This window comes from Limnobaculum eriocheiris, assembly GCF_021010575.1.
In the GTDB taxonomy this organism is placed as follows: Bacteria; Pseudomonadota; Gammaproteobacteria; order Enterobacterales; family Enterobacteriaceae; genus Limnobaculum; species Limnobaculum eriocheiris.
In genome coordinates this window covers 87,760-108,537 of the sequence record NZ_JAJNAG010000002.1, presented here as the reverse complement: position 1 = coordinate 108,537, position 20,778 = coordinate 87,760, and the positions used below count along the sequence as shown (strand labels likewise).

Sequence of the window (20,778 nt, the reverse complement as noted above, 5' to 3'; positions counted from 1 at the left end):
AAAGCTATAGCTGCAACGCTTCCTTAACAAAAGGAATGGTTAACTTACGCTGGGCCGCGATGGATGCCGAATCTAAACGATCCAGCGTTTCAAACAGGGTGCGCATATCCCGCTCAAGTCGCTTAAGCAAAAAACGCCCCACGTCCTCCGGTAGTTCAAAACCGCGTAGCTTTGCCCGCAAAATCAGCGTCTGAAGCTTATCTTCATCTGACAGTGGATGTAACCGATAGATTTGCCCCCAATCCAGACGTGAAGCCAAATCGGGCAGTGACAGATTAAGCTGGCGGGGTGGAACATCACCGCTAATCAACAACCGGGTAAATCCGGTTTCAAGGATACGGTTATACAGGTTGAAGATTGCCATCTCCCACTCGCTGTCACCGGCGATACATTCAATATTATCAATACAGACCAGCGCCAACTGCTCCATACCATCCAGCACTTCAGGTACAAAATAGGTTCGCTTATCCAACGGCACATAACCTACCGCCATCCCCTTTTGAGAGAGTGCTGAACAGGCGGCACTCAGCAAATGGCTCTTTCCGCTGGCATCACCAGACCAGAAATAGATATAAGTGCTGTGTTCCTGTTCCAGTGCAGAATGGATAGCAGAAAGCAGCGACGCATTTTCGCCGGGATAAAAACTGGCAAACGTCTCGTCATCAGAAAGATAGAGAGGAAACGATAGCTGCGTCGATGTATTCAGAAACACCTCAAACTAAAAAAATCGAAAACCGGATCAGTCTATCATACCGAGGTAAGAGGGAAAACCGACAACACAAGGTTGCCGGTAGCCAAATTAATGGGCTGATTTCTCTGAGTCGTGATGAACCGGCGCTTTAGGCAGAATCAGGTTTAACAGGATCGCAATCACACCACACAGGCTAATACCCTGTAGTGAATACTGACCAAAGTTAAACACCATACCTCCGATACCAAACACCAGAACGATAGAGACAATACACAGGTTGCGCGCAACGGACAGGTCCACGCGGTTTTTCACCAGGATATTGATGCCTACTGCGGCAATCGAACCAAACAGCAGAACCATAATGCCGCCCATAACCACCGATGGAATGGTATTCAGGAAGGCGCCAATCTTACCGATAAATGACATAAACACCGCCCAACAGGCGGCAAATGTCATGACGAGTGGATTAAAGTTACGTGTCAGCGTTACTGCACCAATAACCTCTGCATAAGTAATACATGGAGGACCACCAAAACAGGCTGCCGCCGAAGTAGCCAGGCCGTCACCCGCCAGAGTACGGTGCAAACCGGGATCTTTGGCATAATCTTTACCGGAAACCGAACTAATCGCCATAATATCACCAACGTGCTCAATAGTTGGTGCGATAACTACCGGCAACATAAACAGAATGGCCTGCCAGTGGAATTCCGGCGCGGTAAAGTTAGGAATAGCAAACCAGGGTGCATCTAATACCGGTTGAAAGTTAACAATCCCCATCATCAATGCGGTAACATAACCAACCACAATACCGGATAAAATAGGGATTAAACGGAAAATACCTTTAGCCCAAACCGCAACCAACAACGTGGTTAACAGTGACAGCATGGAAATAAACAGCGCGGTACGGTAATCCCCCAGAATGACTGAACCACCATCACCGCTTTTGCCTAATGCCATGTTTACTGCCGCAGGCGCCAGCGTCAGGCCGATGATAGCAATCATTGGGCCGGTAACAACCGGCGGCAGCAACCTTTCAATAATATTCGAGCCACGCAGCTTAATCAGGCCACCAAAAATCATGTACATCACGCCCGCAGCAAACAACCCACCCATGGTCGCCGGGATTCCCCAGGTTTGAACGCCGTAACTGATAGGAACAATAAAGGCGAAAGAGGACGCCAGAAACACCGGCACCTTACCTTTTGTACAGAGTTGAAACAGCAAGGTACCAAAGCCTGCGGTAAACAGCGCTACGTTGGTGTCTAACCCTGTGATCAGCGGTACCAGTACTAACGCACCAAATGCCACAAACAGCATTTGTGCTCCCACCAGAACGTTCTGCCAGGCAGGTGGCTGTGCGCCGGTCATTGACGGCTGTTGCATAAAATAAACCTCTAGTTTGAAATGATGATGTTGTTATCCGGCGCGGCTACACTTAATGCACAAACGCCGGTCGTCTTGCCTGTTACTAATTTCTTATGACTTATTTATTACTACTGCAGGCTAATTTTTTTAGCCTGATAACACTCGAATGCTTAGTAAAACCTGCATACTATTATCCAACTTGCAGCCATAAATATGGGCGATCCTGTCGCCCATATTTATCTGTTTATTGCTCAGTCATCCTGAGTTCCGCCACGATGGGGAGATGGTCACTGACCGATGGCCAGTTAATACCTGCCCATTCACCCGTCGCATTTGGAATAGTCAGATTATCCAGATGCCAGCGCTGCGCATTACCGGTAAAGATATAGTCTACCTTGATTTTGGCATTTTCCGCAGGCCAACTGCGGCCATCTTTGTCACCCGGTTGAATATCATTCCAGTAACGATTTAACTCCTGCCAGGTTACGCTCTGTGGTACATCATTCATATCACCGAATAACAGCTTGATACCGCGGATTTCAATGGTGCGATCGTTCAACTCTCGCACCTGATCCAAACGCATGGCTGGATCTTCTTTGGTATCCAGATGGGCATTCACTACGGTAACCGGTACCGCAAAATTAGGTACCTCTACCTTAGCAACAAACGCAATACGTTGTTCCCGCTGACCGGAAGGCAGTGGATAAATAACCTGATCTTTAATGGGGTATTTAGACAGATATGCCAGACCGTATTCGCCACCATCATAATCGATAGCCCGACCAAATACACCGTACATACCGGTTAGCTTCATTAACTCAGTCAGTTGATCCACTTTGCCGCTGCGAGCGGTGAGTTTGTCCACTTCCTGCAAAGCGACAATATCAACATTCATGGCTTTAATGGCTTTGGCTATCGCCGTCATATCGCTGACTTTACCGGCAGCCATATTGAAAGAAGCCACCTTGAGTACCGGTGCTTCTTTTAAGGAAAATGTCTTGTTGGTAATACCACCCAGCGCACTGGCCACTTCGCGGCTATTGGCATTGCTGTTGGCATGATTAACCGGGGCTGCACTACTCCATACCGGAGAGGCGAAAGACAGAGAGAATATTGCAGCTAAAAAATAATTGTAACGTGGCATACGACACACCTTATTTTTATTAATAACTAAACGGGTACCGGCTACTGATGCTCTGCCATAATTATCAGAGGTAGAGTGGGTAGCGCAATCAACACCGGCCCCGGCGCAACATCCTTGTTATATATCAGTAAAGTAGTCTGATGATTACTTAGTACCGAAAATCTTATCACCTGCATCACCCAGGCCCGGGATGATATAACCTTTCTCGTTTAAGCCCTGATCGATAGAAGCGGTATACAGTTCAACGTCCGGATGCGCTTTTTCTAATGCAGCAACACCTTCAGGCGCAGCAACCAGTACCAGAACCTTGATTGACTGACAGCCCGCTTTTTTCAGCAAGTCGATGGTTGCAATCATCGAGCCGCCCGTTGCCAGCATAGGATCAACCACCAACGCCATACGCTCTTCAATATTGGAAACCAGTTTTTGGAAATAAGGCACCGGTTGCAAGGTTTCTTCATCACGATACACACCCACTACGCTGATGCGCGCGCTTGGAACGTGCTCTAATACCCCTTCCATCATGCCCAGACCGGCACGCAGAATTGGCACTACGGTGATTTTTTTACCTTTGATTTGCTCGATTTCTACCGGGCCATTCCAGCCATTGATGGTAACTTTTTCAGTTTCTAAATCTGCGGTTGCTTCATAAGTCAGTAAACTACCAACTTCTGAAGCTAATTCACGAAAACGTTTAGTGCTGATATCTTCTTCGCGCATCAGGCCTAACTTATGTTTAACCAGTGGATGCTTAACTACAACGATCTTCATTTATTCCTCTCCCATATCGCGGATGGTGCACTGTCGCCCTCAAAAAAATCGGCAAATTATACCTGATAATGCGTGAGCCGTAACAAAGAAATGCATGATTCGGATCATGATAGGCTATAGATTGTGCTAATACTGTTAACAGAGCGCTGTTTTTTCAATTAATCGTTAACGGCAACTAAAAACTTTATGTCAGCCATCAGGGAGTTCAAATTCAGGGATATGAAGACACCATTTAATATCAACCCAAAGTGGCTACAGATTGCGATGACTTGTTTAGGTAAAAAGCCTGATGATGAGAGCTAGTGACTTACCGGTTTTACTCATTGAATGCCTCATCATTCATTCCCGGTATCGATTATTCTGACCATCTGCACTACTGGAAGCGGGGCTTTCCGGCGGTAATGAACCGATACGGCATTTTACCGAAATCACCACCATCACGAATCTAACGGAGATACCTGAGAGCAGTTGGATTATCAACGAATGGCAAAAGTAGTACAGGGCGTTTATGCCACGGTTCAGAACCTGGATTAACGTCAGATGCGCAAAGGTAAGCCGTGGGTTTATACGTCAGAGATAAAAACCATAGGCAAACGTTTGCTATAACTGATAGAATTACGTTGTTTCTGTTAAATATCACCTATCTCCATGGGGAACCCCGCAGTGACCGATAAAACTTCTCTAAACTACAAAGACGCTGGTGTTGACATTGATGCTGGTAACGCTTTAGTCGATAGAATCAAAGGTGTAGTAAAACAAACCCGTCGCCCAGAAGTTATGGGTGGGCTCGGTGGGTTTGGAGCACTTTGCGCGCTGCCGCAAAAATACCGCGAACCAATTCTGGTTTCCGGTACCGATGGTGTAGGCACTAAACTTCGGTTAGCCATGGACTTAAAACGCCACGATACCATTGGTATCGATCTGGTTGCCATGTGTGTTAACGACCTGATTGTGCAGGGTGCAGAGCCATTATTTTTCCTCGACTATTATGCCACCGGCAAACTGGATGTTGATACCGCCGCTCGCGTCGTCACCGGCATTGGCGAAGGCTGTAAACAGTCCGGCTGCGCACTGGTTGGTGGAGAAACTGCCGAAATGCCCGGCATGTACCACGGTGAAGATTATGACGTGGCCGGTTTCTGCGTTGGCGTGGTAGAGAAATCCGAAATCATTGACGGCAGTAAAGTCTCCGAAGGTGATACTCTTATCGCTCTGGCCTCCAGTGGCCCGCACTCCAACGGCTATTCGCTGGTGCGTAAAATTCTGGAAGTCAGCAAAACCGATCCGCAAGCGACGATACTGGCTGGTAAATCACTGGCGGATCACCTGCTGGCCCCCACTAAAATTTATGTGAAATCCATTTTGCAAATGCTGGAGCAAATAGAAGTTCATGCTATCGCTCATATCACCGGCGGCGGCTTCTGGGAAAATATTCCTCGCGTATTGCCGCAGGGCACTCAGGCGGTTATCGACGAGTCCAGTTGGCAATGGCCAGAAGTGTTTAACTGGTTGCAGCAGGCCGGTAACGTCAGTCGCCATGAAATGTACCGGACCTTTAACTGTGGTGTTGGTATGGTGATTGCTCTGCCAGAAGCTCAGGCCAATGCGGCCATCGCGCAATTACAATCCACCGGTGAAATTGCGTGGAAAATTGGCACCATCAAAACCTCCACGTCTGACGAGCAGGTGGTTATTGGCTAATGAAAAGTATTGTTGTACTCATCTCCGGTAGCGGCTCCAATCTTCAGGCCATTATTGATGCCTGTGATAGTGAGCAAATCAACGGAACTATCAGTGCGGTGTTCAGCAATGTTCCCGAAGCTTATGGTTTGGTACGGGCACAACAGTCTGGCCTTGTCAGTGAAGTTATCGAGCCTAAGTATTTTACCAGCCGTACCGATTATGACTTAGCGCTGGCAGATACCATCGATCGCTACAAGCCCGACCTGATTGTTCTGGCTGGCTATATGCGTATTCTGAGTCCGGTATTCGTTAATCGCTATGCGGGTAGATTATTGAATATTCACCCTTCTCTGCTGCCTAAATACCCGGGTCTGCATACCCACAGCCAGGCATTAAACAATGGCGATAAGCAACATGGCGCAACCATTCACTTTGTTACCGAAGAGCTGGATGGTGGTCCGATTATTCTGCAAGCGGCAGTACCCGTATTACCACAGGATAGCGAAGCCGAATTGATCAAGCGGGTACAGGTTGAAGAACATCGCATCTACCCGCTGGTTGTCAGTTGGTTTATGGATGGCCGACTGGCTATGCGCGATGGCAAAGCCTGGATGGATAATCAACCATTACCGCCTCAGGGCTACACCGAAGCCTGATAAATGGTGTGATGGCTACGATATTGATTACCGATATTGTAGCCTTATCGCCCGCCCTGAACCTGAAATAGTGCTTGCCCGCAACACATTAACCTGACTAAGCTAGTAGAGCTGTAACCATGTTACAGCTAATTATGTCCAAACAGATAGCTATCAGGAGTTCCCATGTCGGGTAAACCCAGCGTCAAGCTACGTCCGCTTGAACGTGAAGACCTCAGATTTGTCCACCAGCTTGATAACAATGCCAGCGTTATGCGCTATTGGTTTGAAGAACCCTACGAAGCCTTTGTTGAGCTGTCGGACCTGTACGATAAACATATCCATGACCAGAGCGAAAGGCGCTTTATTATTGAAGCGGACAATAACTCTGTAGGGCTGGTTGAACTGGTAGAAATTAACCATATACACCGCCGGGCTGAATTTCAGATCATTATCGATCCAGCCTGGCAGGGGCACGGCTATGCCAGCGCCGCAGCACAATCCGCAATGGAATACGGCTTTTCTGTGCTAAACCTGTATAAACTCTATTTAATTGTTGATAGAGAAAATGAAAAAGCCATTCATATTTACACCAAACTGGGGTTTGAAACCGAAGGTATTCTTAAGCATGAATTCTTCATTAACGGAGAATATCGCGACACCATCCGTATGTGTATTTTTCAGCCTCAATATTTGGCCAGATTAAAACCGCAAAATTAATCAATAAAGGAGAGCAATTTATTCCGTGCTCTCCTGCTTATTTATTCATCTTTAACCCCTTATTCCATTTGATAAAGATAATCCCCCTTTCCGGCTATTCTTATTTATAATGTGTCCAAAATAAAAATAGCGTCGGTTGTTATTCAACAAAATATTCAGCGCGATGTAACAGATTGAATATTTAACCAAAAAATAAGATAAACTGTATGAAAAATAACGGTATTCTTATAGCAGAAGCTCAGAGAGGTTCGACTATGCGCCCATCAACAAAACTAAAACAACAAAAAATTATTGAGGTAGCAACCCAACTCTTTCTCAAGCAGGGATATCACCAAACTAATCTCGATCAGATTATTGAGCAATGTGGGGGCTCCAAGCAGACTATTTACAGTTATTTTGGTGATAAAAGAGGCTTGCTGATCGCAGTTATTGGCCGTTGTATTGAAGAGGTTGAATCCATATTCAACTTTAAAAACGATGACAATAAAACGTTAGAACAGCAATTGATCCAATTTGGTACCAACTATCTGGATACTATCCTGTCGCCTACGTTGCTAAATACGTTTCGTATCTTACTTAGCGAATCTCAGCACGATCAGGAACTGGCTGATTTTTATTTAAATCAGGGCCTCTATCGTATAACCGATTATTTAAGACAGTTTTTACTCTCCCATATGGAACAAGGACATCTTAAACACGGCGATCCATCGGTCGCCTGCGGCCATCTGCTGAGTTTATTAAAAGGCTACATTCAACATGAAGTGCTGTTTGGCGTAAAAGTGCCACCTAAAACAGTAATCAGGCAACATGTACGGTCAGCAGTAGATTGCTTCCTTAACGGTTATCGCACGGTTTAACCTATTATTATCAAGACAGATAATAATGGCGATCCGGAAAAATGCTGAAGTTTACAATCTGGATGGACAACGGATACGCCACTTTACTTTAGGCGACGGCATTGAAGATATTAACATCACTGCTGACGGAGTCATCTGGGTTAGCTACTTTGACGAAGGCGTATTTGGCAATTACGGCTGGGGACAACCTCTCGGCCAATATGGTTTGGTGAAGTTTGATGCGGAAGGTAATATTCTCTGGCAGGCTGAGCAGTTTAATATTTGCGACTGCTACGCGGTGAATGCTGAAAGTGAACACTCATTCTGGTTTTATTACTATTCTGATTTCCATCTGGTTCATTTAAACAAGCTGCAAGCAACCTCTTATCGGGTTCCCGTTCAGGGCAGCCACGCCTTTGCGCTATGCCATCCTTATCTGGTAATGGGTGGAGGCTATGGGAAAAATGATAATTTCCACGTATTTAAATTCAACGCATCTACATTAAAGGAGACGGCGGAACTGATATTTACCGATTCCGACAGCAACCCCCTGAAACAGTGCGTTTATAACATGCGCGGCAATCAGGTTATCGCCTTTAACCAAAGCGGAATTTATTACACCCAGCTGACGCCGGAATGCTGCCAGTAACCGAGTGTTGAATGCCGGTTACCAGCCAAATATGCTCCCCTGATCGGTAGATTTATCCGCCGTGCCCTGATCCCGGACCCGTTCCATACGGCGGTCCCGCTTCATGCTATCTGAGTCGGGATCATAGTTATAAATCGGTCGCGCCCGATCGTTAACAATACAGCCTGAACCTCGCGGGCAAGGCTCAGTGTAAGACTCGGTAGTACATCCCAGTAAAAACAGGGCAAGACAAGAGATTAACGATAGTCTAATCATAAAGGCTCCAACATCATCGCTACGGTATAATTACTACAGTTAATTATAATTTATAGCATTATACAAGGATGATATTAGCACGCTTTACACCAGCACCTTAAGTCTGTCATCTTGTTGATTATCTCCTGGCATCAGCAGCGCTATTATCTCCGGACTGACTATTGATATTGTGATCTCACAACACTCACATTTCTTTGCATTACATTATGCTAATCATCCGGCATGATAACGAACAATAAAGGTATAACATGACCATCCGAGTAGCTATTAATGGCTTTGGCCGTATTGGCCGCAGCGTTTTACGCGCTTTGTATGAATCAGAACATCATAAAAAAATCAGCGTGGTGGCAATTAATGAACTGGCCGACCCCAACGGTATGGCGCACTTATTGAAATACGATTCAACCCACGGACGCTTTGCCCGTCGCGTTCGTCAGGAAGGAAGGATGCTTTGGGTGGATGATGATGCCATACAGTTATTCCACCAAAAAGAGATTGTCAACCTGCCATGGAAATCATTAAACGTTGATATCGTACTGGATTGCAGCGGCGTTTACGGTAGTCGTGCAGATGGTGAAGCGCATATTGCAGCCGGTGCCAAAAAGGTGCTGTTCTCTCACCCAGGAGACAACGACCTGGATGCCACTATTGTTTATGGCGTCAACCACCATGAATTAAGGGCAGAGCATCGCATTGTTTCCAATGCCTCCTGCACCACTAACTGCATTATTCCGGTAATCAAGCTGCTGGATGATGCCTTTGAGATTCGCTCAGGCACAGTAACCACCATTCACGCCGCGATGAACGACCAGCCGGTCATTGACGCTTATCACAAAGATTTGCGCCGTACCCGCGCCGCTAACCAATCAATCATTCCGGTGGATACCAAACTGGCAGCGGGAATCACCCGTATCTTCCCTAAGTTTTGCGATCGGTTTGAGGCAATTTCGGTGCGTGTGCCCACTATCAACGTAACGGCCATTGACCTGAGCGTTACGCTGGAAGTCCCCGTCAGCGTACAGGACATCAACCAGTTGCTGGAACATGCGGCGAACAATACCTTCCAGGGCATTGTGGATTATACCGAATTGCCACTGGTCTCTACTGATTTTAACCATGACCCACACAGTGCCATTGTTGATGGCACACAGACCCGTGTCAGCGGTCAGCATCTGGTAAAAATGCTGGTATGGTGTGATAACGAATGGGGTTTTGCTAATCGTATGCTGGATACCACAATGGCAATGGTTGCCAATGAGCAGCTATCAGAAGATAGCTACGCTGAAAAAATCACGGAGCAAAGCTTGTAGCATTCGCTGTGTTTGTTACCTGACGGAAAACCTGATAAATAAGCTTCAATGGACATTCCGGTCGTAAAACCTAAAGCGCGTATATTGGTTTCGTGCCCGACCGGAAGACCATCTATACTTAGCCATAAAGTGCGCCGGACCTGGCCCGCCCAGGGGCCTCCGGCGGCTAAAGCTGCTACGACCCCAACGGCGGCCTCTTCCGATGATTAACTATGTTAAGGCATCAATCTAGCCCGTTAGTTAATTACAGAAGATTTTATTTTCACCACCAGCGATGAAAATGATGCACCGGGCCAATGCCGTGCCCCACTTCCAGGCTGTCTGCCATCACCAATGCCTGTTGCAAATAATCTTTAGCTAACTGTACCGTCTGCTCCCAACTATTACAGCGAGGACGCAACGCAGCCAGCGCAGCAGAAAGCGTACATCCGGTTCCATGGGTATGTTTAGTGGCGATCCTTTGGGCGCTAAAGCGTAACGTTTGATGCGGGGTAATCAACCAGTCGGGGCTTTCCGCTTCACTTAAATGCCCCCCTTTCATTAACACCGCCGGGCAGCCCATTCCTGACAGCGCTTTTCCCTGCTCCAACATTTCAGCTTCAGTGGTGGCAATAGAGCAATCAAGCAGAGCGGCAGCTTCCGGCAGATTAGGAGTGATCAAAGAAACAATCGGCAGTAATTGACGACGAATTGCCTCTACCGCATCCGGATCCAGTAACGGATCGCCACTTTTCGCTACCATCACCGTATCCAGTACCACATAAGGAATGGGATAACGTTTTAATGACTCGGCCACCACCTGCACAATATCCGATTCAGCCAGCATACCAATTTTGGCACTGTCGATACGCACATCATCCAGTACCGAGCTAAGTTGGGCAGCCACAAAATCAGGTTCAATGCGGTAAACAGACTGCACACCGCGAGTATTTTGTGCAACCAGCGCGGTCATCACGCTGGTGCCATAGGCTTCCAGTGCAGAGAACGTTTTTAAGTCTGCCTGAATACCCGCTCCGCCGCTTGGGTCGGTACCGGCAATAGTTAATGCATTAATTCTCATAGCGTTTTACCCATCAGATGTTCTGGTTGCAATTGATATAGCAAATCAAGAAAACGGGGAACAAAGCTCCCCGGCCCGGCAGACTCTTTAGCAGCAGCACCGCCACAAAAAGCCATTACCATACAGGCGCAGGCAACCAGCTCGAGCCTCTTTCCTTTATCCAGCGATAAAAATGCAGCCACTACCGCCGATAACGCACAGCCCGTTCCAACTACTCGAGTCATTAACGGATCGCCAAAAGGTAAGGCATAGCAGGTTTGGCCATCGGTAACATAGTCAATCGCGCCGGTCACGGCCACAATAGCTCCGCAGCGGTTAGCTAATTCAACCGCTGCCGGTAGCGCGTCCAGGGAATCATCAGTACTGTCAACGCCACGCCCTGCGGAACTAAAACCCGCCAGTGCCATAATTTCGGAGGCATTGCCACGAATGGCAGCAGGTTGCATGGTCAATAATCGATGAGCAAAGTCGGTACGATAACCCAATCCCCCCACTGCCACCGGGTCCAAAACCCAGGGAACACCCGCGCCATTGGCCGATGCCACTGCCAGTAACATGGCTTCTACCTGAGTTTCATTCAGGGTTCCCACATTAACCAAAAGCCCGCTGGCTATGGCGCTAAAATCCCCGGCTTCCTGTCGGGCTACCACCATTGCCGGTGAAGCGCCTAAAGCCAGCAGAACGTTTGCAGTAAAATTCTGTACCACCTGATTAGTCAGGCAGTGAACTAAGGGGGAAGCGGTCCGCAATTGCGTCAGCCAATGGGCCGCAGCAGAACCAGGAAAAAGTTGAAGGTTGTGAGGTGAATTCATAAAGCTCCCAACCGGCGTTAAAGAAGGCAGTACCGGTGGGATACCGTGACTTCCCTACGCTGGCATAATCCAGATCAGGTAATACGGGTGATATCTCAGCCGCTGTACCTATTGCACAGGGCACCCCGAGTCGAAGTTACATATTAGTCGATTGGGCAAAAGGATCAAGGAATTAACTACCGAAAAACAGCAGGAAAGGGTTTTGTAAAAAATAGATATAACTGGCTGAATTATCATTCAATTAGCCGATTGAATAGAATCTATACAAAAACAGACAAATCCGGGAAGTGTTTGATTAGTAAAAAGGGAATTGCTGATTTTATGTACAAATTCAGGCAAAACACACAACCATTAATACTGCTTGAGCTATACTCAATATACAAGCGGAGAGTTATAAATCATTATGGTTATCACACTTCTGTCATCTTTGTTTTAGGGTACTTAAAAAATTGATTCAGATCACATAATTGTCTGGCCACATCGGTATTCTAAAATCATATCTGACGGCAATTGACTGACAAAGAGGTAGGTTATATGACATTAAATATTACTAGCAAACAAATGGACATTACACCGGCAATCCGTTCACACGTCGAGGACCGTCTTAAAAAGCTAGATAAATGGCAGGCTCAGTTAATTAATCCGCATATTGTGTTATCGAAAGAACCTAAAGGTTTTGTGGCTGATGCGACAATCACTACGCCAAATGGTCCTCTGGTTGCAAGTGCTAAACATGAAGATATGTATGCCGCGATCAATGAGTTACTTCTGAAACTCGAACGGCAACTGAATAAAGTACAGCATAAGAGTGAAGCCCGGCGTACTGAGGGCAGTGTCAAAGAGGCTAATCTGCAACAACTTGAAGAAGATTAATCGTTTTTATTCTGTTTATCAACGCGCCTTCGGGCGCGTTTTTTTACTCTCAACCTTTACATCACTAAACGCGTGATAACTTACTAAACAATAATAGCGGTTGACAGAACCAAAACCGCGCGGTTAAGTTAGAAGTATCATTTACCGGAGTTTTGTTATTTATGTACCGTATACCGTTTTTCTTCGCTTTCTTTTTTAGCGTCCCCTGACCGGGAGGCGATTCGTCCGTGGCTTGGAAACGAGCAGAGAGAAAGCGAAGACGAACATTAAAGCCTCCCAACGGGGGGCTTTTTTATTGGATAAGATAAAAATAAGGTAAGACAACATCATGAGCGATAACCCATTATCAGGGCTGAGAGAACGTATCACCGCACTCGACCTTAAACTGCTGGAGCTGTTGGCAGAGCGTCGTGATTTGGCACTGGACGTAGCCAGAACCAAACAGTCAACCCATTTGCCTATTCGCGATAAAGAGCGTGAACGCGACCTGTTAAAGCGTCTGGTGGAAGAAGGGAAAAAGCATCGGCTTGATGGTCATTATATAACCCGTCTGTTTCAAATCATCATTGAAGACTCCGTTCTGACTCAACAGGCCCTGTTGCAGCAATATGTTAATCAGGACAAACTGAGCTCGGCGCGCATCGCTTTTCTTGGGCCTAAAGGCTCGTACTCCCACCTGGCGGCCCGTCAATATGCTGCCCGGCATTTTGATGCGTTAGTTGAATGCGGCTGCAATAAATTTGATGACATTTTCAGACAGGTAGAAATCGGTCAGGCCGACTATGGCATTCTCCCTATTGAGAACACCAGCTCCGGTTCAATTAACGAAGTATATGACCTGCTACAGTCCACCAATCTGTTTATCGTGGGGGAGTTAACCAATCCGATTAACCACTGCCTGCTATCGTCAGTGGATACCGATGTTAGCCAAATTGAGGTGGTTTACAGCCATTCACAACCTTTTCAGCAGTGCAGTCAGTACCTTAACGGCTTCCCGGACTGGAAAATCGAATATTGCGAAAGTACTTCAGCAGCAATGGAAAAAGTTGCCAGCCTGAAATCACCAAAAGCCGTGGCGCTGGGCAGCGAACCGGGTGGTGCGCTGTATAACCTTCAGGTACTGGAGCACAGTCTGGCGAATCAAAAAGAGAACATCACCCGCTTTATCGTAGTGGCACGTAAACCGGTTGAAGTGGCACCACAAATACCGGCGAAAACCACCATTATCGTTGCTACGGGTCAACAGTCGGGTGCACTGGTAGAAGCGCTGCTGGTACTGCGTAAACACAATATTGTCATGACGAAGCTGGAATCCCGCCCTATTAACGGTAATCCATGGGAAGAGATGTTCTATATTGATATGCAGGTGAATCTGGAATCAGAATCCATGCAAAAAGCGCTGGAAGATTTAACGCCGATTACCCGTTCAGTGAAGGTATTAGGGTGTTATCCGAGTGAGACGGTGGTGCCGGTTAAAGTAAATTAGTTGATTTGAGTATTAGTAAATCGGCTTTATTGGATATTCCGACCGTAATGGTAATGTGCCTGTATCACCTTCGGTGTGCGGCCGGAAGGTCCATATGCTTAGCTTCAAAATACGTTCGTCCTCTTGGGATGGTTATGAAGCACCTTACGGTGTTTCATAACCATCCCTAACCCAGCTTGGCCCGATGCGCTCTACAGCTAAGTACAGACGATCTTCCGGTCGAGCACAAAGTCGATATAAGCACTTTAGATTTTACGACCGGAATATTCATTGATGCCAATTTATCTGGTTTATCGGTAGTCAGACCGCTATCAAATATAAACGGCAATAATCTTAGTTACCCACCAAACATATCCCTCACCCAATCAGGAGCGCTGCTTTCGCTCTGCTGTTGCTGCTGTTCAACCGGCTGTTGCGGTGCCACACACAAACTTTCAGGGCTATCGGTCCAGACCGGTAACCGGCGGTCACCGCCGTTACAGACAAAGTTACCGTCACTGTTGGTGCCCATCATGCTGATATGTTCAGGAGGGGTTAAGGTGAGTGCCAGTGGCGTTTGGTTCTCCAGATAGCGACGGTACAGGGTTAATGCGCCGTTGGCCCCCGTCAGCTTCGCCGGGCCGTTATTATCACGACCAACCCAGGCAATGGAAACCTCTTTGCCGTCAATTCCTACAAACCAGCTATCGCGCAGGTCATTGGTCGTACCGGTTTTTGCCGCCAGATTATAGTTACCAAACTTACCGGCCAGTGAACGCGAGGTTCCGCGGGCAACCCCTTGCTGCATCGCATAAAGGGTCAGATAAGCGACCTGAGGCTCTACCACGCGCTGGGCCTGCGGCAGGCTTTGGAATAACACCGTATTATCTTCTGATATCACCGAGCGCAGAACCGAAAGCTTCGCCCGCTGGCCGCCGCTACCGATAGTTTGATACATCTGCGCAGCTTCCATTGGCGTGAGGCTGGTTGAACCTAACAACATCGCCGGTACGGTTTGAATTGAGCTATCCGGCACGCCCAAACGCTGAAGCATGTCTTTCACTTTATCCAAACCTAAATCCAGACCAAGGTTGACCGTTGGAATGTTCAGTGAATTTGCCAGCGCATCAACCAACATCACTCTGCCACGGAACTGACGATCGTAGTTTTGCGGCTGCCACGGCTTACCGCCGGGAATGTTGACCGACAGCGGTTCATCTTTCAGTAATGTGTTTAAACGATAATTGCCGGGCTCACTCAACGCCGTCAGATAGGTTGGTGGTTTAGCTAAAGAACCAATAGAACGACGGGCCTGAACCGCGCGGTTAAAACCGGCATACTGTGGCTGTGAGCCGCCCACTACCGCTCGAACTTCTCCACTAAAGCGGTCAACAATCACCATTGCCGCCTCTAAATCTTTTACATTACGTGCCGCACGCAATGCAGGAACACCCTCTTCCACTGCTTTTTCTGCCGCATTTTGCGACACCGGATCCAGGGTAGTGAAAATCTTCACGCCGGACAGATCGTTAACCTTGTCCCCCAGCTTTTCCTGCAATTCATTATGAACTAACTGCATAAACGCAGGTTGAGGGGTAATCACACCACCACGCGGCTGAACGCCCAAAGGACGTGCGCTTAATACGCCGTAAAGTTCCTGATCGATAACGTTTTGCTGCTGGGCTAAACGTAATACCAGATTACGCCGTTCCAGAACGATATCCGGGTTTTTCCACGGGTTATACAGGGAAGCCCCTTTTACCATACCCACCAGCATTGCCTGCTGATCGACACTTAACTCATTGATTGGACGACCAAAGAAATAGATACTGGCTAACGGGAAGCCACGAATCTGATCGGCACCACTCTGCCCCAGATAGACTTCGTTCATATACAGTTCAAGAATGCGTTCTTTGCTGTATCGGGCATCCAGAATAACGGCCATATAGGCTTCGCGTAATTTACGCGACAGGGAACGCTCATTGGTTAAAAACAGGTTCTTCACCAATTGTTGCGTTAAAGTACTTCCCCCCTGAACGGTGCGGCCTGCCGAAAGGTTAGCTAATACTGCACGTCCAATAGAGAACAGACTGATACCGTCATGACTATAGAAATTACGGTCTTCAGTGGCAATAAGCATATCGGCCATTGGATAAGGGAAGCTTTTACCGGCTACAAACAGGCGCTGTTCGCCGTTAGGTGCCTGCAACATAGTAATCAGCTTAGGATCGAGACGGAAGAAACCAAACTCTCGTCCGGAATCCAGATTCACGATACGAGACAATCCGGCGTTATTAAACTCCAGACGAGCACTAATCTGCTCTTCTTTGGCATCAGGGAAATCAAACGGACGGCGCAGCATCTCGATATTATTACTCTGAACGGTATACTCGCCGGGACGGGTAATTTTCGTGACATTGCGGTACTGCATGCCATTAAGCAAATCCACCATCTCTTTCTTGCTGTAGGACATGCCCGGCTCAAGGTTTACCATGCGTCCATACACTGCCGCCGGTAAATTCCAAACCTTTCCATCGATACGACTACGAATTTGCGAGTCAAGATAGATGCCATAAAACACCAACAGGGCAATAGCCACGATAGCCAGCTTGATACAAAGGCCAAAGGTACGGCGTAACCAGCTCGGCTTACGGGATTTTTTTACTTTAGGCGGCATGAACAGCTCCCGATATCATTGCGCTTTTCCTCTTGATTCCAGTCATCATCGTTTAGCTTCACTACGGGTAATAAAATTGCGGACGTATTGTACCCTAATTCGCCAACAGGGTAGACCATTGGTTTTTGCCCGCCAATAAATATCACTCACCCATGATGAAAACGTTTAGTTTTACGGGTGGGCTGCGCATTTGCCGGATCGTCAGGCCACACATGTTTTGGGTAGCGGCCCTTCATCTCCTTTTGCACCTCTTTATAAGCCCCCTGCCAAAAAGCGGCTAAATCCTGAGTAATTTGTAGCGGCCGGTGTGCCGGAGATAGCAGCTCAACTACCAGCGAAATTCGACCATCGGCAATCACCGGCGTCTGCTTCTCACCAAACATTTCCTGTAAACGAACCGCCAGCACCGGTGGCCGTTCGCTATCGTAACGTATTGGCAAACGCGAACCCGTTGGTACGCAATAGCTGACGGGCAATTCACTGTCCAGACGCTGACGCTGTTGCCAGTCTAACTTGCGCTGTAGTGCTTCAGAGAGATTAATTTGTTTAAGGCCCTTAATATCTCTGACGCCCTTTAATGAAGGTAATAGCCAGAACTCCAGAGTTTCCAGCAGTTCGCTGTCATCCACCGATGGCCAATCATACTGAGGCAACCATTCCTGAGCGCGTTGAATACGGGTACGCAATTGCTCCGCCTCTTCATCCCAGGCTAACGCCGGAATGCCCTGAGTTCTTACCCATTCCAGTAACGCGGCCTGTAATTGCTCTTCAGAAGGCTTATTTAACGGTTTGGCTTTTAGCACCAGACGACCAATTTGTTGGCGCTGCCAGGCGCGCAGGGTTCCTCTCTCTTCATCCCACTCAATGGCGCTTTGTTGCGTAACCAATCCCGGCATTCGTTGTGCTAATGCTTCCGGCTCGATTTTAGCTGCCAATAACATGCGGGCATCGGGGCTGTTGGCCCCCTGCAATAGCGAAGCCGCAATCAACCACTCGGAACGGCACAAGCCATCATCGGTATCAATTTGAGCGCCCATTCCGTTAGCCAACAGATAGCGTCCTTCTTCCCCGCGCTTTTGAGCAATGCGATCGGCAAAGCCTGTAGCCAGTAAAAAAGGCACTTCATCACCGTCTGGCGTGCTATTACGACATTTTAATCGCTGCCCCAGTTGTCTGGCACGTTTTGTCCATGCTCCCTGAGGATGCATCAACCAGTAGCTAATATCTTTATGACCATTCCTTGGGGGTTCTTCTATGATGGCGGTCAATAACAGGGCAGTAGCTAATGATTCTGGCCCTTGTTTTGTAGCATAAACCAGCATGGCCGCTAAGCGCGGTTCACAACCGGTTTCTGCCATCTGACGGCCTGTTTGGGTCATATTACCCTGCTCGTCAATAGCGTTAAGTAGAATCAACAGGCGTCGGGCGGCGGCCAGAGACGTAGCCGGAGGGGCATCCAACCAGCGCATTTGCTGAATATCGCGACATCCCCATTGCAGTAATTCCATGGTCAGGCCAGATAAATCACTTTGCATAATTTCCGCTTCACCCTGTTCCGCGGCGCGCTCCCCCTGCTCGCGGGAAAACAGATGCCAACATGCGCCAGCGGATAAACGACCGGCCCGTCCGGCCCGCTGCGTCATGGAAGCTTTGGAAATACGCTGGGTGATTAAGCGAGTCAGCCCGGTTCGCGGATCGAAACGGGCTACCCGCTCAAGGCCACTGTCGACCACCAGATTAATACCGTCGATAGTCAGGCTGGTTTCGGCAATGTTAGTAGCCAGCACTATTTTTCGACGCCCTGAAGGCGAGGGAGAAATGGCTTTTTGCTGCTCCGCCAGAGACAGGGCACCATACAGCGGGCAAAGGTCGATATCATCGGCCAGACTACCGGATAACAAATCATACACCCGACGAATTTCTGCCACTCCGGGCAAAAACAGCAGCATCGACCCCGGATGTTGATTCACTATTTGTCTGACGGCCTGAGCTACCTTATCTTCAAAATACCCACTGACGGGCAATGACAGATAGTGACGCTCAACGGGAAAACTGCGCCCCTGAGCCGAAATCACCGGCGCATCCGGTAAAAACTGCTGCAACCGCTGATTATCCAGCGTCGCCGACATAATCAACAGTTTCAAATCATCCCGCAGGCCATTCTGAACATCTAACAATAAGCTGAGGGCCAAATCCGCCTGTAAGTTACGTTCATGAAATTCATCCAGAATCACCAGCGAAACCCCTTCCAGCATCGGATCCTGCTGTAGCATACGGATCAATACCCCTTCGGTTACCACTTCCAGACGCGTCTCCGGTCCACTCAAACTCTCAGAACGCATCCGATAGCCAATACTCTCTCCCACCGGTTGGTTCAACTGCTGTGCTAACCGCTGCGCCACACTGCGAGCCGCCAGACGACGCGGTTCCAGCATAATAATACGCCCCGACAGCCAGGACGACTGCTCAAGCAACTTCAACGGCAACCAGGTCGACTTCCCCGCACCGGGCGGCGCCTGCAACAATACACAGGGAGAATGCTGCAAAGCATCAAGCAATGGCTGAAGAACTTCACTTACCGGCAGAGACACGCATAACCTCAATCAGATAACTTAGGTATCAAAATAAATTTTATCGGCCCATAGTGTACCAGCCACCAAAACAACCGACAGGATAACTTTCATTGATTTACCAAACTGGACACATGGTGAATAATAAGCCGCGTTAAAATCGACTCCGCGTAAATGAATAGCTCTATCTGTTCACAATATTAATCGTTGGGAGAGACGGGCGTGGGGGTCGACTTGGCGTAAGCCAACGAAGCGCCCGTAGCCCGGCCAGGCCCAACGCACTCCTGAGCTAAGTATATGGCCCTTCCGACCGCGCACTGGAGACGATATAGGTATACTGCCATTACGGTCGGAATATTCCCGAATGATAATTTTAACGGTTACCCGATATCGTTAATCCCAAACCAGGATCTTCCATGAACTTCACCACCCCACTGCAACCCGCCACGCTAATCAAACGCTACAAGCGTTTCCTTGCCGATGTCATCACCCCGCGGGGGGAAGAACTCACACTACACTGTGCTAACACCGGAGCCATGACCGGCTGTGCCGAACCCGGCGATACCGTCTGGTACTCCACCTCGGATAACCCCAAGCGAAAATATCCTCACTCATGGGAACTCACCCAAACTCAGGCTGGCGATATGATTTGTGTTAATACATTACAGGCCAATGTGCTGGTGAAAGAAGCTCTGGAAAACCAGTGGATTGCAGAGTTAAGCGGTTACAGTTCGCTGCGCAGTGAGGTTCGTTACGGTGATGAAAACAGCCGTATCGATTTTCTGCTGGAACATCCTGAACGCCCCAAATGCTATGTTGAAGTGAAATCGGTCACCCTGATACAGCAAAATTGTGGCTATTTTCCCGATGCCGTCACAACCCGGGGTCAAAAACATCTGCGTGAATTACAAATAATGGCAGAAAATGGACATCGGGCTATGCTTTTCTTTGCCGTGCTACACAGTGGAATTGATAGCGTTAAAGTGGCACAACATATTGACCCAATTTACGCAAAGCTTTTTGAACAAGTTAAGAAACACGGTGTCGAAGTCGTCTGTTATAAAGCCAGACTATCGCCAACAGAGGTGATACTACAAAGTCCGGTATCCGTCACAGGTTAAATTTTCAGGTAAAAAGTTATAAAGAAGATATTTTTGGTCAAATAACCAGCAGTTACACCAGTATGAACATGCGTTTCTTCACAGCATTGTCATACTTAAGGCAGGAAAAATTGCTAACTTCATCTTCATCTGTTATTTATA

General features: G+C 47.8%; 17 protein-coding genes, 1 pseudogene, 1 riboswitch and 1 other annotated feature. Of the genes and pseudogenes, 9 read left to right on the top strand and 9 right to left on the bottom strand.

Annotated elements, in window-relative coordinates; all coding sequences use genetic code 11:
- Window positions 1-4: 4 nt before the first annotated feature.
- From hda to upp, 4 genes are all read right to left on the bottom strand, one after another.
- On the bottom strand, window positions 5-712 hold the full coding sequence (hda, locus tag LPW36_RS01545) for a DnaA inactivator Hda (RefSeq protein ID WP_230607748.1): 708 nt from the start codon (window positions 710-712) through the stop codon (window positions 5-7).
- Window positions 713-799: 87 nt separating this feature from the next.
- Window positions 800-2,074, bottom strand: a complete 1,275-nt coding sequence (locus LPW36_RS01540; protein ID WP_230607747.1) for a uracil-xanthine permease family protein — start codon at window positions 2,072-2,074, stop codon at window positions 800-802.
- 226 nt (window positions 2,075-2,300) lie between these two features.
- Window positions 2,301-3,200, bottom strand: a complete 900-nt coding sequence (locus tag LPW36_RS01535) for an endonuclease/exonuclease/phosphatase family protein (protein WP_230607746.1) — start codon at window positions 3,198-3,200, stop codon at window positions 2,301-2,303.
- Between the two features lie 144 nt (window positions 3,201-3,344).
- Window positions 3,345-3,971, bottom strand: a complete 627-nt coding sequence (gene upp / locus LPW36_RS01530) for a uracil phosphoribosyltransferase (RefSeq protein ID WP_230607745.1) — start codon at window positions 3,969-3,971, stop codon at window positions 3,345-3,347.
- A gap of 663 nt (window positions 3,972-4,634) precedes the next feature.
- Here upp and purM point away from each other — a divergent pair.
- From purM to LPW36_RS01500, 5 genes are all read left to right on the top strand, one after another.
- A complete protein-coding gene (gene purM / locus LPW36_RS01520; RefSeq protein ID WP_230607744.1) occupies window positions 4,635-5,672 on the top strand; it encodes a phosphoribosylformylglycinamidine cyclo-ligase in 1,038 nt (345 codons plus the stop codon).
- On the top strand, window positions 5,672-6,310 hold the full coding sequence (gene purN, locus LPW36_RS01515; RefSeq protein ID WP_230607743.1) for a phosphoribosylglycinamide formyltransferase: 639 nt from the start codon (window positions 5,672-5,674) through the stop codon (window positions 6,308-6,310). Before purM ends, purN begins: the two co-directional genes overlap by 1 nt.
- Before the next feature lie 165 nt (window positions 6,311-6,475).
- Window positions 6,476-7,009, top strand: coding sequence for a spermidine N1-acetyltransferase (gene speG, locus LPW36_RS01510; RefSeq protein ID WP_230607742.1), 534 nt, complete (start codon window positions 6,476-6,478; stop codon window positions 7,007-7,009).
- A 254-nt stretch (window positions 7,010-7,263) separates the two neighbouring features.
- Window positions 7,264-7,866 (top strand): TetR/AcrR family transcriptional regulator, encoded by a 603-nt coding sequence (locus LPW36_RS01505; RefSeq protein WP_230607741.1) that lies wholly within the window; start codon window positions 7,264-7,266, stop codon window positions 7,864-7,866.
- A 25-nt stretch (window positions 7,867-7,891) separates the two neighbouring features.
- Window positions 7,892-8,494 (top strand): hypothetical protein, encoded by a 603-nt coding sequence (locus LPW36_RS01500; protein ID WP_230607740.1) that lies wholly within the window; start codon window positions 7,892-7,894, stop codon window positions 8,492-8,494.
- 18 nt (window positions 8,495-8,512) lie between these two features.
- Here the strand turns inward: LPW36_RS01500 and LPW36_RS01495 are convergent, their stop codons facing one another.
- Window positions 8,513-8,749, bottom strand: a complete 237-nt coding sequence (locus tag LPW36_RS01495; RefSeq protein WP_230607739.1) for a hypothetical protein — start codon at window positions 8,747-8,749, stop codon at window positions 8,513-8,515.
- 248 nt (window positions 8,750-8,997) lie between these two features.
- Between LPW36_RS01495 and epd the strand changes: the two genes are divergently transcribed.
- The gene (epd, locus tag LPW36_RS01490) at window positions 8,998-10,059 is read left to right on the top strand and encodes an erythrose-4-phosphate dehydrogenase (protein ID WP_230607738.1); all 1,062 of its coding nucleotides are present in this window, start codon (window positions 8,998-9,000) and stop codon (window positions 10,057-10,059) included.
- 262 nt (window positions 10,060-10,321) lie between these two features.
- Here the strand turns inward: epd and thiD are convergent, their stop codons facing one another.
- Both thiD and thiM read right to left on the bottom strand, forming a co-directional pair.
- Window positions 10,322-11,119, bottom strand: coding sequence for a bifunctional hydroxymethylpyrimidine kinase/phosphomethylpyrimidine kinase (thiD, locus tag LPW36_RS01485; RefSeq protein ID WP_230607737.1), 798 nt, complete (start codon window positions 11,117-11,119; stop codon window positions 10,322-10,324).
- Window positions 11,116-11,931: a hydroxyethylthiazole kinase gene (gene thiM / locus LPW36_RS01480; protein ID WP_230607736.1), complete on the bottom strand. Its 816-nt coding sequence runs from the start codon at window positions 11,929-11,931 to the stop codon at window positions 11,116-11,118. Before thiM ends, thiD begins: the two co-directional genes overlap by 4 nt.
- Before the next feature lie 34 nt (window positions 11,932-11,965).
- A riboswitch (TPP riboswitch) is annotated at window positions 11,966-12,069 on the bottom strand.
- A gap of 396 nt (window positions 12,070-12,465) precedes the next feature.
- Between thiM and raiA the strand changes: the two genes are divergently transcribed.
- Window positions 12,466-12,804 carry a ribosome-associated translation inhibitor RaiA gene (gene raiA / locus LPW36_RS01475; protein WP_130592956.1) on the top strand — a complete coding sequence of 113 codons (339 nt, stop codon included), beginning with the start codon at window positions 12,466-12,468 and terminating at the stop codon, window positions 12,802-12,804.
- Window positions 12,805-12,964: 160 nt separating this feature from the next.
- Window positions 12,965-13,101, top strand: a sequence feature (Phe leader region).
- 31 nt (window positions 13,102-13,132) lie between these two features.
- Entirely contained in the window at window positions 13,133-14,290 is a 1,158-nt protein-coding gene (gene pheA, locus LPW36_RS01470) for a bifunctional chorismate mutase/prephenate dehydratase (RefSeq protein WP_230607735.1), read from the top strand.
- A gap of 337 nt (window positions 14,291-14,627) precedes the next feature.
- Here the strand turns inward: pheA and mrcB are convergent.
- Window positions 14,628-16,946 (bottom strand): annotated as a pseudogene (mrcB, locus tag LPW36_RS01465) (bifunctional glycosyl transferase/transpeptidase); the annotation flags it as partial.
- A gap of 146 nt (window positions 16,947-17,092) precedes the next feature.
- Window positions 17,093-19,537, bottom strand: a complete 2,445-nt coding sequence (gene hrpB / locus LPW36_RS01460) for an ATP-dependent helicase HrpB (protein ID WP_230607734.1) — start codon at window positions 19,535-19,537, stop codon at window positions 17,093-17,095.
- A 395-nt stretch (window positions 19,538-19,932) separates the two neighbouring features.
- On the opposite strand from hrpB, the gene sfsA reads away from it, so the two are divergent.
- Window positions 19,933-20,637: a DNA/RNA nuclease SfsA gene (gene sfsA, locus LPW36_RS01455; protein ID WP_230607733.1), complete on the top strand. Its 705-nt coding sequence runs from the start codon at window positions 19,933-19,935 to the stop codon at window positions 20,635-20,637.
- The last annotated feature ends 141 nt before the right edge of the window (window positions 20,638-20,778 follow it).

Coding starts and splice junctions, on each gene's coding strand:
- purN (WP_230607743.1), top strand. CDS start 5,672: ATGAAAAGTATTGTTGTACTCATCTCCGGTAGCGGCTCCAATCTTCAG.
- LPW36_RS01500 (WP_230607740.1), top strand. CDS start 7,892: ATGGCGATCCGGAAAAATGCTGAAGTTTACAATCTGGATGGACAACGG.
- thiD (WP_230607737.1), bottom strand. CDS start 11,119: ATGAGAATTAATGCATTAACTATTGCCGGTACCGACCCAAGCGGCGGA.
- raiA (WP_130592956.1), top strand. CDS start 12,466: ATGACATTAAATATTACTAGCAAACAAATGGACATTACACCGGCAATC.
- speG (WP_230607742.1), top strand. CDS start 6,476: ATGTCGGGTAAACCCAGCGTCAAGCTACGTCCGCTTGAACGTGAAGAC.
- LPW36_RS01505 (WP_230607741.1), top strand. CDS start 7,264: ATGCGCCCATCAACAAAACTAAAACAACAAAAAATTATTGAGGTAGCA.
- LPW36_RS01495 (WP_230607739.1), bottom strand. CDS start 8,749: ATGATTAGACTATCGTTAATCTCTTGTCTTGCCCTGTTTTTACTGGGA.
- epd (WP_230607738.1), top strand. CDS start 8,998: ATGACCATCCGAGTAGCTATTAATGGCTTTGGCCGTATTGGCCGCAGC.
- thiM (WP_230607736.1), bottom strand. CDS start 11,931: ATGAATTCACCTCACAACCTTCAACTTTTTCCTGGTTCTGCTGCGGCC.
- sfsA (WP_230607733.1), top strand. CDS start 19,933: ATGAACTTCACCACCCCACTGCAACCCGCCACGCTAATCAAACGCTAC.
- LPW36_RS01540 (WP_230607747.1), bottom strand. CDS start 2,074: ATGCAACAGCCGTCAATGACCGGCGCACAGCCACCTGCCTGGCAGAAC.
- upp (WP_230607745.1), bottom strand. CDS start 3,971: ATGAAGATCGTTGTAGTTAAGCATCCACTGGTTAAACATAAGTTAGGC.
- pheA (WP_230607735.1), top strand. CDS start 13,133: ATGAGCGATAACCCATTATCAGGGCTGAGAGAACGTATCACCGCACTC.
- LPW36_RS01535 (WP_230607746.1), bottom strand. CDS start 3,200: ATGCCACGTTACAATTATTTTTTAGCTGCAATATTCTCTCTGTCTTTC.